Below are 12,924 nucleotides of genomic sequence, written 5' to 3' on the forward strand. Positions count from 1 at the left end.
ACCGCGCGAATGCGTCATTCAGTGTGAAACGGGATGAGCGTGCGGCTCGCGGAACGCGAGCCGTGGCAGGAGAACTGCGGCGGACAGGCGTTCAGGCGGCAAGCGGCGCACGCAACGGAGTGCTGCAACTGTCCACGATGGTTCCTGAAGGAAGAATGGGCGGCATTCTAGTGGGCGGCGCGCGCCTGCGTCAACCGCCTGGCGGCGGCGCTACTGCGCCGCGCCGATCGTGCCCGTCGCGAGCGCGAGCGCGGCGGCGGCCGACAATGCGCCGGCATAGCTGTCGACTTCCGCGTTGCGCGCGGCGAGCAACTGGCTTTGCGCGATCGTCGCGTCGGTGACCGAGCCGACGCCGTTCCGGTACGCGGTCAGCGCCGCGTCGTAGCTGGTTTGCGCGGCATCGACGAGCGCCTTCGCGGCGTCGTGCGACGCCAGGCTCGTCTGCACCGCGTTCTGCGCGGCGACGACCTGGCGCACCGCTTCCTCCTTGGTCCGCGTGAGGCGCGCGGACGCGCTTTGCGCGTCGTTGCGCGCCTGCATCAGCACGGCCGAGCGCAGGCCGCCGTCGTACAGCGGAATCGTCACGCCGAGGAACACGCCGCCGCCGTAGCGGCTGCCGTTCAGGTTGACGGTCGGCGCCTGGTCGCCGATCGCGGGCAGCGCGGAGATGGCCGTGCCGCCGCTCGCATACGACGTCGACGCGGACAGGAAGATCTTCGGCATGAACGCGGCTTCCGCGGCCTTGATCTTCGCGCGATTGGCCTTTTCGACCGCGAACGCGCCCTGCAGGTCGGGCCGGCGTGCGATCGCGTCCGACACGATCGCGTCGACCGACGAGCCGAGCGCGGGCGGCAGCGGCCGCTTCGGCAGCGCGGCGATCGTCGGCTTCGACAGCGGCGAGATGCCGAGCGCGGAGACGAGCGCGAGGTAGCCGTCGCTCTCGGCGCCGTTCGCCTGCACGAGCGCGAGGTTCGCCTGCGCGCGGTTCTGCGTCGCCTGCGCGAGCTCGACGACCGTGCCGACGCCGTGCTTGAGCCGCGCGCGGGACGCCGCGAGGATCGCGTCCGCGTTCGCGAGGCCCTGTTGCGCGCTCAGCGCGCGCGCGCGGGCGGCTTCGTAGCGGTAGTACGAGACGGTCACGTCGTGGATCACCTGCTGGTGCACGGCCGTGAACGCGACGTTCGACGCGATCGATGCCTGTTCGGCCGCTTCGACGCGCGCCGCGCGGCCGCCGAAATCGAACAGCAGCCATTGCAGCGACAGCGCCGAAATCGTGCCGTGCACGGTGGTGTTGCTCGACGAATCGCCGAGGATCGTCGACGTCGAGCCGTGGTTCGCCTGGTACGCGCCCATTGCCGTCGCGGACAGGCGCGGCAGATAGGCGGACTTGGCGAGGCCGACCGCGAGCGCCGCGTTGCGCGCGTCGTTCCAGGCGATGCGGGTCAGCGGGTTCGCCGATTCGGCGAGATCGATCAGCTCGGGCAGCGTGTACGCGTGCGCGGCATCGAGCGCGGCCGGCGCCGACACCGACGCGAGCGCCGGCGACGCAGGCAGCGTGTAGTCGTGCGCACCTTGCGTGGATGCGCGCGGTGGCGCCGCCACGATGTCGCCCGCGGCCGACATTTGCGGCTGCCACGGGCGGTCGGGCGCCGCCGGCGCCAGATCGATCGACGACGTCGCGCAGCCGGCCAGCGCGACGGCGGTCGCGAGCGCGGCGGCGGCGATCGAGGCGGCCGGTGGTTCAGGTACGCGCATGAGGGGCAGGCTCCTTCGGTGTGGCTTGACGGGCGGCGTCGGCGATCCGCGCGAGCCGCGTGTCGATCAGGTTCAGCAGCGCGTCGCGCGCGGGGTCGGCGGGGGCGGCGGCGCTCGACGATGGCGCCGGGGCAGGCGTGCGGGGCGTCGTTTCGTCGTCGCCCGGGGCAGTGACGCGCGAGAGTTGCGCGCCGATCGCCGCGTCGCCCGGCTTGCGTTCGGCGAGCAGGAACAGCGGGCCTTCGAGCGCGCCGAGTTCCGCGAGCGCGCGTCGCCGCGTGGCCAGCCACGTCGCGGCCGGCCGCACCCACGACGGTTCGTAGTGGATCAGGCCGAGCTCCTGCGAGATCGCGCCGTGACGGGCGAACGCGTCGGCGGCCAGCGCGCGTCGTTCGGCCGGCTGCGCGATCTGCGTCACGCGCCGCCACTGGTCGAGCAGCGCCGCGAGCGCCGTGTCGATCTGCTTGCCGATGCTGACCGGCCAGATGCGCGTGAACACGAGATACACGACCACGTTGCCGAGCAGGATGCCGATCGTGCGATCGCGCGCGAGCGTCAGGTCGAAGCCGGGGCCCGCGCCCTGGATCACGCACAGGAAGAACGCGAACGCGACCTGGAAGCCCGCGTACGCGATGCGCGGCGATCCGAACGCGACCCACGCGGACAGCCACGCGCCGACGAAGACGAGCGCCATCAGTTCGCCGATCGACGACAGCGACGGGACGACGAAGACGAGCGCGGCGGTGCCGATCAGCGCGCCGACGATGCAGCCGGCGATGCGCAGCGTGAGCTTCTCGACCGTTTCGGCCGTCGAGCCGAGCGACACCATGTAGCAGGTGATGAAGCAGGTATGGATGCCCGACCAGTCGAGTTGCGAGTACAGCAGGTAGCAGAACATCGCCGCGACCGTCGTCTTCAGCGCATAGCGGATATGGTCGGGATTGGTGCGTGCGTCCGGCAGGAAGAAGCCGCCGTGCGGCGCGGGCGGTGCCGCGGGTGCGGCCGGTTGGCCGGCGGCGCGCGCGTCGGCGGTATCGGCCGGCGCGGCCGCCGTGTCGATCGCGGGCGGTTCCGCGAACCGCGTGATCGCGGTGTGCAGGTCCGTCGCGACGACGCGTGCGAGCGGCGGCAGCGCATCGGCGGCTGGCAGCGCGAGCGTCACGTCGACCGGATAGCCGCCCCGTTCGAGGATCGCGGCCATCTCGTCGAGCGTCGTCGCGATCGGCGTGGCGAACGGGTCGGGCAGCCGCGCCTGCGGTTCGCGATCCGCGAGCGCCACCGCCACGAGCAGCGCGGTGCTCGACGCGACGGCCTGCCGCAACGCGACGACATCCGCGCCCGACGACGAGCCTTCGAGCTTCGACAGCTTGAGCCACGTGAGCAATGGCTTGTCGCTTTCGCGCAGGCTGGCGTCGAACCCGGCGCGCGCGTCGTCGTCGCCGCGCAGCCGCCGCGCGGCGAGCCGCAGCCGCTTCGCGAGCTGCGTGTGCGCGAGCTTGCGCGGCGACGGCGCGATCAGCAGGTTGACGACGATCGCGACGCCGACCGGGATCGCGACCATCAGCCAGGCATAGAGCAGCGCGCGCGTCGCGGCTTCGCCGACCGGCGCGAGGCCCAGCTGGTCGAGCCCGAAACCGACGATCATCGCGAGGATCGCGCCGACGGGGCGCAGCTTGCTGGCGGACGTCAGGTAGAGCAGCCCGACCGACAGCACGGCCATGCACGCGACGCGCAGCACCGAATACTCGATGCTGAAGATCGCGACGCCGATCACGAGCGCGATCACGATCGTGACGAGCAACAGCATCGCGACCGCGAGCACGGCGCTCGTCACGCGATCGGCGCGGTTCAGGAAGAACACGACGTACGCGGAAATCGCGGCTTCGGGCGTGCCGTACCCGCTCGTCACGAGCACGACGAGCGCGCAGATCAGCGCGACGCGCACGGCCATGGCCGCGCGTCCCGGAAACGGCGCGAGCAGCCGCAGGACTTCGCGCGGGCCCGGCGAGCGGACGTCAGCGGCAGGCCGAGCCATGCCGGACCTCGACGATCGCGCTCGCGCCGACACGCACGAGCTTGCCGTCGGGTTCGTCGAGCTTCACGCGCACCGGGAAGCGCTGCGCGACGTGCACCCAGTTCACCGAGCGCTGCACGATCGGCAGCGAGCGCGGCAGGTTGATGCGGTCGCTGTCCGCAATGCCGGCGCCGATGCCGACGACCTTGCCGGTCATCGGGCGGTCGCGGTCGATCATCGAATAGACGGTCGCGCAGTCGCCGACCGCGATGCGGTTCAGCGACGTCTCGCGGAAATTGCCGACCGCGAACCATTCGCTCGCGTCGATCAGCGTGAAGATCGACTGGTTCGGCGCGAGGGTTTCGCCGGGAAGCACGCTCAGGCCCGTCACGAGCCCGTCGTGCGGCGCGCGTACGACCGTATCGTCGAGCGCATGCTGCGCGCGGGCCAGCGCGGCTTCGCGCGCATGCAGCGTCGCGATCGCGTCGGCGTCGTCGCCGATCGTCTGCGCGGACGCGCGCTGCTGCTCCTGCGCCTGCGCGAGCGACACGGCCGCGTCGCGCTGGCGCACCTTCGCCTGATCGAACTGCTGCGCGCTGACGTAGCCCTGCGCGGCGAGCGGCGCGAGCCGGTTCACGTCGCGCGTCGCGAGATCGTGGTTCTGCGTCGCGCGCTTGACCTGCTCGGCGGCGACGGACGCATTCGAGCGCTCGCCGATCAGCGAACGGCGGCGCGTGTCGAGCGACGCGCGCGCGAGTTCGAGATCGGCCTGCGCCTGCGCGACGGTCAGCCGGTACGGCACGGGATCGATCACGTACAGCAGGTCGCCTTTCGCGACGCGCTGGTTTTCATGCACGGCGAGCTGCACGATGCGGCCGCCGACCGGCGACGCGACGTGCACGACGTCGGCGTCGATCGACGCGTCGTCGGTGGACGGGTAGGCCGTCGTGCGGTGGTACGCGTACGCGAGCGCCGCGATGCCGAGCGCGACGATCGCGAGCGCGATCACGCGGCCTTTGACGGAGGGGCGGGCGATGCCGGCGGCCTTCATGCGAACGGCCCCGTGCCGGTGAGCCAGACGATCACGGCGATCACGAGCCCGATCGCGGTGCAGACGGCGAGCTGGTAAGGCACCGTCGCGGCCCAGCCGGTCGCGACGAACACGCGGTGCGCGACGATCGCGCCGACGATGCCGACGATCGCGCTGACGAGCCACAGCGGGAAGTACGCGCCGAACAGCACGTAGGACGGTGCGCCGCGCGATGCGCAGCCCGCGAGCGGCAGGGCGGGCGCCAGGACGGCGGCGATGCGCAGGGGCGCGCGCGGCGTTGTTTTTCTCATGGGGTGACGAGCTCGACGTTGGGGGTGGATGCCGGGCGCGGCGCAATGCGGATCGTCGCGACCGGCCGGGCCGCGACGACGATTCCAGGATACGGAGCCGATCATAAATCAGCGCGATGCGGACCGCCAGCGATCCGGCACGCGTTTGCGGCATGGGCCGAGGCCGGCGGTGGCCGCGCCGTCGGTCATGCCGGACGGTCCGGCCGCGCGTGTCGGCAGCGACGGCCGGAACGCCGCGATTTTGCCAGCCCAAGCTCGCGTAGGGTTGCTAACGGACTGTAAAGGATCGTCAGACGACATCACGCAGCGGAATTTGCGATGCCGACGCAGCGGAATCGGCGCGTAACACGCCGATTGCCCGTCGAACGCATGCGAATCCGCTCAGTCGGGCTGACCGCGCGCGTCCTCGACGAGCAGGTCGACGAGATCGCGCGCGAAGCGCGGCAGCGCATCGAGATCGGCGACGCAGATCTGCAACTGGCGCTCGGCCCAGTCGTCTTCGAGCGCGACGAGACGCAGCGCCATCGTCTTCGCATGACGGCGCGCGGTGCCTTCGGGCAGCACGCCGACGCCGACGTTCGCCTCGATCATCCGGCACGCGGTCTCGAAGTTGCTGACCTGGATGCGCCAGCGCAGCGTGCGCTGCACGTCGGCGGCCGCGCGTTTCAGGAACGCGTGGATCGCGCTCGCTTCGGGCAGGCCGATGAAGTCGTGGTCGAGCGTCGCGACGAACGGCGTCGATGCCAGGCCGGCGAGCGGATGCCCGAGCGCGGTCGCGAGCACGAGGCGGTCGCGCCGGTACGGCATCGCCTGCAGCCCGTCGGTGCGCACGTCGCCGGCGACGATGCCGATGTCGATCATGCCTTCCTGCACCGCGCGCACGATGTCGGGACTCAGCCGCTCCTGCATGTCGATCGTCACGTCCGGATGGTCGACGAGATAGTGGCGCAGCACGCCCGGCAGGAACTCGCTCATCGCCGTGGTGTTCGCGAACACGCGCACGTGGCCTTTCACGCCCGATGCATATTCCTGCAGGTCGCCGGTCAACTGCTCGAGCTGGCGCAGCACGCGGCGCGCATGCGCGAGCAGCGTCTCGCCCGGCGCGGTCAGCGTGACGCCCTGGCTCGTGCGGCTCAGCAGCTTCACGCCGACCTGTTCCTCGAGGTGCTTGATGCGCGTGCTGGCGGCCGGCACCGACAGGTGCGCGCGTTCGGCGCCGCGCGTCAGGCTGTTCGCTTCCGCGATGTGCGTGAAAAGTTTGAGGTCGACGAGATCGAAGCGCATGGATCTGGCAGCGGGAGGATGGCCGATTATCGCGCGAAGCCGCACGGCGCGGCACCGTGAGGCGCGACCCGTCGTCGCGACCGGGATCTGTGTACCATCGTGCGTAGGGCGCGACGCGCCGCACCGGGCATCGCGGCCCGTGCGACGCAGGTCGTGGAAGCGGTCGTGCAACGAAGGTGAACGTTTCATGCGAAGTTTCTTTGTCCGGTTCATTGCAATCGGCGTGCTGTTCCATCTGTATGTCGGGATGCGCATCATTCCCGATGCGTTCGCGTCGCCGCTCGCACGGACGATCGCGGCGCTCGTGCTGGCGAGTTTCGTCGTGTTGATCCCGGTCGGCATGTTCTCGCGCCGCTTCGACGAAGGCTGGGCCGCGACGCTGGTCGGCTGGGCCGGCGCGCTCGCGATGGGCTTCTTCTCGTCGCTGCTGGTGCTGACGTTCGTGCGCGACATCGTGCTGCTCGGCGTGCTCGCGTGGCGCCATCTCGGACATGACGGCGCATGGAGCGGCGCCGCGCCCGACACGGCGCTCGGCGTGCTGGCGGCCGCGGTGCTCGTGACCGCGATCGGGTTCGTCGGCGCGCGCCGCACGGCGGCGGTCAAGCGCGTGTCGATTCCGATTGCCGGGCTGCCGGCCGCGCTGGACGGGCTGACGATCGTGCAACTGTCCGACATTCACGTCGGGCCGACGATCAAGCGGCCTTATATCGAACGGATCGTGCGCGCGGTCAATGCGCTCGACGCCGACCTGGTGGCCGTGACGGGCGATGTGGTGGACGGCTCCGTCAAGCGCCTGCGCGAACACACGGCGCCGCTCGGCCAGATGCGCTCGCGGCACGGCACCTTCCTCGTGACGGGCAACCACGAGTACTACGCAGGCGCGCATGCGTGGATCGACGAATTTCGCCGTATCGGGCTGACGGTGCTGCTGAACGAACACGTGCTGATCGAGCGCGGCGGCGCGCGCGCGGTGCTGGCGGGCGTGACCGACTTCACGGCGGGCGGCTTCGATCCCGCGCATCGCAGCGACCCCGCGCAGGCGCTGGCGGGTGCGCCGCGCGACGTCGGCACGAAGATCCTGCTCGCGCACCAGCCGCGCAGCGCGGAGGCGGCGAACCGCGCGGGCTTTACCGTGCAGTTGTCGGGGCACACGCATGGCGGCCAGTTCCTGCCGTGGCCGCCGTTCGTACGGTTGCAGCAGCCGGTGATCGGCGGGCTGAACCGCTTCGGCGACATGTGGCTGTATACGAGCCGCGGCACTGGCTACTGGGGGCCGCCGAACCGCTTCGGCGTGCCGTCCGAGATCACGCTGATCCGGCTGACGCGCGGCTAGCGGAGGGCCGCGAGGCGAGACGCGTGCACCGCGGGGCGCGGCCGCGTTCTTTTCTTTCCACGTCGAATGACGGCGCATGGCGGCGCGCGGCGCCGTTGGCTAGTATGCAGGCATGCCTCGTTCGTTCCTCGCCCGTTCCTGCCGACATGTCGACGCCCGATCTTTTCGCTGATACGCCCGCGCCAGACGTGGACTGGTACCCGGACTGGCTTGCGCCGCCCGAAGCCGACCGCGCGTTGGCCACGCTGATCGACGAGGTCGCGTGGCGGCAGGACACGATCCGCACGCCGCGCGGACGCATTCCGTTGCCGCGGCTCACCGCGTGGCAGGGCGAACCGGATGCCGTGTACGTCTATTCGGGCATCCGCAACGTGCCGCAGCCATGGATGCCGGGCGTGCTTGCGCTCAAGCATGCAGTCGAGGCGACGTGCGGCGTGCGTTTCAACAGCGTGCTGCTCAATCGCTATCGCAACGGGCTGGACAGCCTCGGCTGGCACGCGGACAACGAACCCGAACTCGGCGACGCGCCGGTGATCGCGTCCGTGAGCCTCGGCGCGATGCGGATGTTCGATCTTCGCCATCGCACGACTGGCGCCACGCACACGTACCGCCTCGTGCATGGCAGCCTGCTCGTGATGCGCGGCCGCACGCAGGCCGAATGGCAGCATCGCGTGCCGAAGGCGCCGGGCGTGCAGGGCGAACGCATCAACCTGACGTTCCGGCGCGTGTCGATGGCGGCCGAATAGATCGCGCCCCGTTTCGGTGATCCACGAAAGGCCGATGCAAGCAATTGGCCGCGCGTGCGGCACGTTGCCGCACGAACGCAAGGCGTGGCGGCCCGACGTGGCGCTCAGGCCCGTTCCGCAAGGCTTACAGATGGATTCGATCGACCGCCCGGTTCCGATAGGTGAGTGAAACCTCTGATGGTGCGTCGCAACAATTATTGACTAGACTGTGGAATGGTAGAAACGCGTCGGCAGACCGGCGCGCCCCTTTCGACATGTCTCCGTGCGCTGCCGATGCAGCGCGCAACGGGGCAGGAGCAAAACGCGTGACCGTACTCGACCCTTCCTTCGAACCCTCGCTGCACGTCTTCGAGCAAGACGGCGGATGGCAATGGGCGCTGACGGTGAAGCGGGCGACCGGCGTCGGCGTGAAAGTCGTGGCGTTCAGCCGCGAAGGCTTTCGCGGCGAAGCCGAGGCATACGCCGCCGGCCAGCTTGCCCGCGCCGAATATGACGACGCCGTGACGGCCTGACGCCGTCGCGGCGATCCCGCGCGGGGATCGTCTTCCTCTGTGCCGTCCGTTTCCGGACGGTGCTTTCCCGACCGTTTTCCGTTTTCGTTTTTCGCTGTGCGAGGCGATCGTCTGCCGGCGTTCGTCGCGCCAAATGATCCGTGCCGTTCGATGCTCGGGCATCGCGCCGACGATGCGGCATGCGTGGCGCAAGCCTGCACGCGGACTCGCGGCATCCGAGTCAATGCGAACCACGCATGGTGCGAGCGCGTCTGGAAAATGCCGAGCCATATCGTAATAAGATATGAAGTTATCGCACCGGCGGGACGACGACGTCCCGCTTCCCTGAAAGGAGCTATCCGTGCAGTTGACCCAGTTAGGCGGGCATGTCGCCCAATCCGGCATCGCCGAACGGCAAAAACACGCGCAAGCGCTGATGTTCGGGATGGCGAACATCGACGAATACGTATCCCGCGGCGTCTGCTACGACGCCGCGGCCTATGTCCGCTATCTGCTGCGTGCCGACGCGCTGATCGCGCCCGATGCGCTGCTCGATACGGCCGGTCAATCGTGGAGGACGCGGTTCAACTTCGAAACCGGCGATCAGTGGGACGGGCGCGCGAGCATTCCGGCGGGCACCGCGGTCGGCTTCGCGCGCGGCGGCAATGTCTTTCATGCGGCGATTGCGGTCGGCGGCACCCGGATTCGCGCGATCAACGGCGGGCTGCTGGGCGCCGGATGGATGAATCCGGTCGACCTTGCGCGGGCGCTGCAGCCGGATCCGGCCGGCGGTTTTACGTACGATCGCACGACCATTCGCGTCCATCTGTCGCGCCTGTAGGCGGGGCGGCATCCCGTCTCCCGCTCCGGCCACCGTTGCCCGGGCGCGCCGCGCGGCCGCCTTCCCGCCGTTCGGCGATTTCCGCATGGCGTCGCGCCGTCCAACGCTGCTATCCTCTCGACCTTGAATGACGCGTCATGGCGGCGTGGCCGCGCATGCTGCAGCGCGGCGCCGCGCGCCGGTGCGAGCCCAGGCGCGCACTGAGGTAGCATGACCGAATATCCACGACGATCGATGACCCGTTTCGTGACCGACTTCCTTCCGTCCATGTCCACATGGTCAAGACAACGATGAGCGATGCACCCGATCCGGCGGTGCCTGGCGACGACGAGTCGTCGGGCGGCGCTTCGTCCTATCTGGTGCCGGGGCTCGAACGCGGGCTGCGGATCCTCGCCGAATTCTCCGCGCGCGAGCCGGTGCTCGGTGCGCCCGAACTGTCGAAGCGCATCGGCATTCCGCGTACGACCACGTTCCGCCTGCTGCAGACGCTCGAAGCGCTCGGTTTCCTCGAACGCGTGAACGGCGACCGCTATTTCCGGCTCGGCGTCGGCGTGCTGCGGCTCGGCTTCGAATACCTGAATTCGCTCGAACTGACCGATCTCGGCACGCCCGTGCTCGAGCGGTTGCGCGATTCGACCGGCCTGTCGACGCACCTGCTGATCCGCGACCAGCGTGACGTGGTGTTCGTCGCGAAGGCGCAGAGCAATGCGTCGATGTTCGGTTCGGTGAAGGTGCACGTCGGCACGCGCCTGCCCGCGCATGCGACCGTGCACGGCCACGTGCTGATGGGCGACCTGACGCGCGACGCGCTGCGGCAGCTCTATCCGGAAAAGAAGCTCGAACAGTTCACCGAGCGCACGCCGGGCACCGTCGACGAGCTGTACGAACGCGTGCGTCATTACGCGCGGCTCGGCTATGCGGTCAGCGAGGCAGCGTTCGAGAGCGGCATTTCGGCCGTGACCGCGCCGGTGCGCGATCATTCGGGCTCGATCGTCGCGGCGATCACCGCGACGGTGCCGCGCTCGGAGATCGGCGAGGCCGGCGAGAAGGAGCGGCTCGTCGAAGCTGTGTGCGGTGCGGCGGTCGACTTGTCGCAACGGCTGAACTATCGTCCGCTCGAAAGCGACCCGACGTTCGCGCATGCGCGCCACAAGGTCGCGATGTTCTGACGCTCGTGCATCGATCCGGCCGCGGCGCGCGGCATCGCAAACGACGAGAGCGGCCCGCGGGCCGCTCTCGTCGTTTTCCGGCACCGCACGTGCGGCGCGCAAACCTGCTCAGAACGAGTGATGGATGCCGGTCAGCACGATCACCTGGTTCGCGGTGCTCGACACGCCGGCCGTGAAGAACGCGGCCTTCGCACCGCCCGAACCGTGTTCATAAAGCACGTTCGCATACAGCTGCGTGCGCTTCGACAACGCGTAGATGTCGCCGAGTTCGACCTGCGTCCAGCGGCGGCCGGCCAGCGTCGTGGTCGCTGCGCCGCCCGCGATCGTGTTGAACGCGCTGCTGCGGTAGTTCACACCCGCGTCGTAGCTCTGGAACGTGTCGGAAAACCCGTTCGACTGCATCTTCACGCGCGTGTAGAGGCCGTGCACGAGGAAGTCGCCGATCTGGTACGACGCGCCCGCGCCGATGTTCTCGACCTTGTTCGCAAGGTAACCATTCGCGGTGTTCTGCCCCTGGAACGATGTGATGCCCGTCTGGCTGATCAGGATCGCGCGGTCGTGCTCGTTCGAGTAGACGGCCGACGCCTTGAACGGCCCGTTCACGTAGTTCAGCGCGACGCCGACCGATTTGCCGGTCGAGAAGTTCGTCGTGTTGCCGAGCGCGAGCGTCGCCGCGGCCGAGAAGCCCGCGAAGGTCGGTGAACGGTACTTGACCGAATTGTTGTACGGCACGTTGCCGGTCGCGGCGAGCCCGTCGATGTTGCCCGGGTGGAACGCAAACCAGCTCATCGCGAGGTACGCCGTGCTGAGCGGATCGAGATAGTCGAACGTCAGCGGCGTCTGGCGGCCGAGCGTCAGCGTGCCGTAGCGCTCCGAACTCAGGCCGACGAACGCCGCGCGGTTCCAGATCGTGTTCGCGGTCGCGAACTGGCCGTTGTTCGTATAGAAGCCGTTTTCCAGCTGGAAGATCGCGGACAGCCCGCCGCCGAGATCTTCCTTGCCCTTCAGGCCCCACCGGTCGGGCTGCGTATTGCCCTGGATCATCGCCCACTTCGCGTGGCCGCCGACGTTGTTCACGTACGCGATCCCCGCGTCCATGCTGCCGTACAGCACCACGCTGCTCTGCGCCCACGCGCCCGACGCGGCGCCCATTCCGATGACTGCCGCTGCTACCGCATGCTTGACCATTTTGTCTCCTGACTCTCCAACCTGATGAATACGTGTCGTGACGGCCTGCGCGGGGACGGCCGGCCGTCGCGCATGTTCATCGCCGCATGGGCATTCGTATGTTCCATATAAGGAACAGTGTGCCTCTGATGGAATGGAGTATAGAGGCGCTGAGCGCCGGATCAAAAATAAATTTTTCGGGACGGATGGGCGCGGTGCCGACGCCAGGCAACCCGGCGAGATGTCTCGAAAAAGCCGATAAATCCCCGTCGAATAACAAAAAATTACATTCGATCAGGTAGGCGAAAGGGTGCGTCGACCTGACGGTCGGTGTTTTCCCTAGGACATGCAGCTTTTTGTTTTACTCGTGGAAAGTCGCTCCTATAATCACCATCCATAAACTGTTGTTCCGGATATGGAACAAATCGGAACAAACCGAGAGTCGATCAGAAGGAAGGGTGTGAGATGTCTGAACAATGGATTTGCGCCGGTCACGCCGGCGCGCTGTCGGAAGACACGCCGATCGAGTTCAAGCGGACCGACGGCGTGGAAATCGGGATCTACCGCGTCGGCGACGACGTGTATGCGCTCGAGAACGTGTGCCCGCATGCGTACGCGCTGCTGACGCAGGGGTTCGTCGACGAAGGCACGGTCGAATGCCCGCTGCACGAGGCCGTGTTCGACATCAAGACGGGCGAATGCCTGAAGGGGCCGGGCGGGCGCGCGCTGAAGCAGTACGCGGTGCGCCTCGCCGGCGAGGAAATCCAGATCAAGGTGGAATGA

Annotated in this window: 12 protein-coding genes; 6 read left to right on the plus strand and 6 right to left on the minus strand. The window is 68.7% G+C overall.

The annotated features are described in order from the left end of the window. Positions 1-210: 210 nt before the first annotated feature. From DFS13_RS00855 to DFS13_RS00875, 5 genes are all read right to left on the minus strand, one after another. Positions 211-1,755: a TolC family protein gene (locus DFS13_RS00855; RefSeq protein WP_034202176.1), complete on the minus strand. Its 1,545-nt coding sequence runs from the start codon at positions 1,753-1,755 to the stop codon at positions 211-213. After that, a complete protein-coding gene (locus DFS13_RS00860; protein WP_111441291.1) occupies positions 1,742-3,790 on the minus strand; it encodes an FUSC family protein in 2,049 nt (682 codons plus the stop codon). The genes DFS13_RS00855 and DFS13_RS00860 overlap by 14 nt, the downstream gene beginning before the upstream one ends. Then, the gene (gene mdtN / locus DFS13_RS00865) at positions 3,771-4,820 is read right to left on the minus strand and encodes a multidrug transporter subunit MdtN (protein WP_006489885.1); all 1,050 of its coding nucleotides are present in this window, start codon (positions 4,818-4,820) and stop codon (positions 3,771-3,773) included. The genes DFS13_RS00860 and mdtN overlap by 20 nt, the downstream gene beginning before the upstream one ends. After that, positions 4,817-5,110: a hypothetical protein gene (locus tag DFS13_RS00870; RefSeq protein WP_006489906.1), complete on the minus strand. Its 294-nt coding sequence runs from the start codon at positions 5,108-5,110 to the stop codon at positions 4,817-4,819. The genes mdtN and DFS13_RS00870 overlap by 4 nt, the downstream gene beginning before the upstream one ends. A 381-nt stretch (positions 5,111-5,491) precedes the next feature. After that, on the minus strand, positions 5,492-6,394 hold the full coding sequence (locus DFS13_RS00875; protein ID WP_006489897.1) for a LysR substrate-binding domain-containing protein: 903 nt from the start codon (positions 6,392-6,394) through the stop codon (positions 5,492-5,494). Positions 6,395-6,581: 187 nt separating this feature from the next. On the opposite strand from DFS13_RS00875, the gene DFS13_RS00880 reads away from it, so the two are divergent. The 5 genes from DFS13_RS00880 to DFS13_RS00900 all read left to right on the plus strand — a co-directional run bounded on the left by DFS13_RS00880 (position 6,582) and on the right by DFS13_RS00900 (position 10,974). Continuing rightward, complete coding sequence (locus tag DFS13_RS00880; RefSeq protein ID WP_006489901.1) at positions 6,582-7,727, plus strand: metallophosphoesterase; 1,146 nt, start codon at positions 6,582-6,584, stop codon at positions 7,725-7,727. Between the two features lie 146 nt (positions 7,728-7,873). Beyond that, complete coding sequence (locus DFS13_RS00885) at positions 7,874-8,473, plus strand: alpha-ketoglutarate-dependent dioxygenase AlkB (RefSeq protein WP_080322525.1); 600 nt, start codon at positions 7,874-7,876, stop codon at positions 8,471-8,473. 305 nt (positions 8,474-8,778) lie between these two features. Beyond that, positions 8,779-8,985 (plus strand): hypothetical protein, encoded by a 207-nt coding sequence (locus DFS13_RS00890; RefSeq protein WP_006489891.1) that lies wholly within the window; start codon positions 8,779-8,781, stop codon positions 8,983-8,985. A gap of 340 nt (positions 8,986-9,325) precedes the next feature. Next, positions 9,326-9,805, plus strand: coding sequence for a type 6 secretion system effector deamidase TecA (gene tecA, locus DFS13_RS00895; RefSeq protein ID WP_006489887.1), 480 nt, complete (start codon positions 9,326-9,328; stop codon positions 9,803-9,805). Positions 9,806-10,080: 275 nt separating this feature from the next. Continuing rightward, the gene (locus DFS13_RS00900) at positions 10,081-10,974 is read left to right on the plus strand and encodes an IclR family transcriptional regulator (protein ID WP_006489889.1); all 894 of its coding nucleotides are present in this window, start codon (positions 10,081-10,083) and stop codon (positions 10,972-10,974) included. Positions 10,975-11,082: 108 nt separating this feature from the next. Here DFS13_RS00900 and DFS13_RS00905 read toward each other — a convergent pair whose 3' ends face one another. Further along, positions 11,083-12,162 (minus strand): porin, encoded by a 1,080-nt coding sequence (locus DFS13_RS00905; RefSeq protein WP_006489902.1) that lies wholly within the window; start codon positions 12,160-12,162, stop codon positions 11,083-11,085. A gap of 444 nt (positions 12,163-12,606) precedes the next feature. Between DFS13_RS00905 and DFS13_RS00910 the strand changes: the two genes are divergently transcribed. Continuing rightward, positions 12,607-12,924: a non-heme iron oxygenase ferredoxin subunit gene (locus DFS13_RS00910; protein WP_006489883.1), complete on the plus strand. Its 318-nt coding sequence runs from the start codon at positions 12,607-12,609 to the stop codon at positions 12,922-12,924.

This window comes from Burkholderia sp. 28_3, from assembly GCF_003253915.1.
GTDB classification, from domain to species: Bacteria; Pseudomonadota; Gammaproteobacteria; order Burkholderiales; family Burkholderiaceae; genus Burkholderia; species Burkholderia cenocepacia.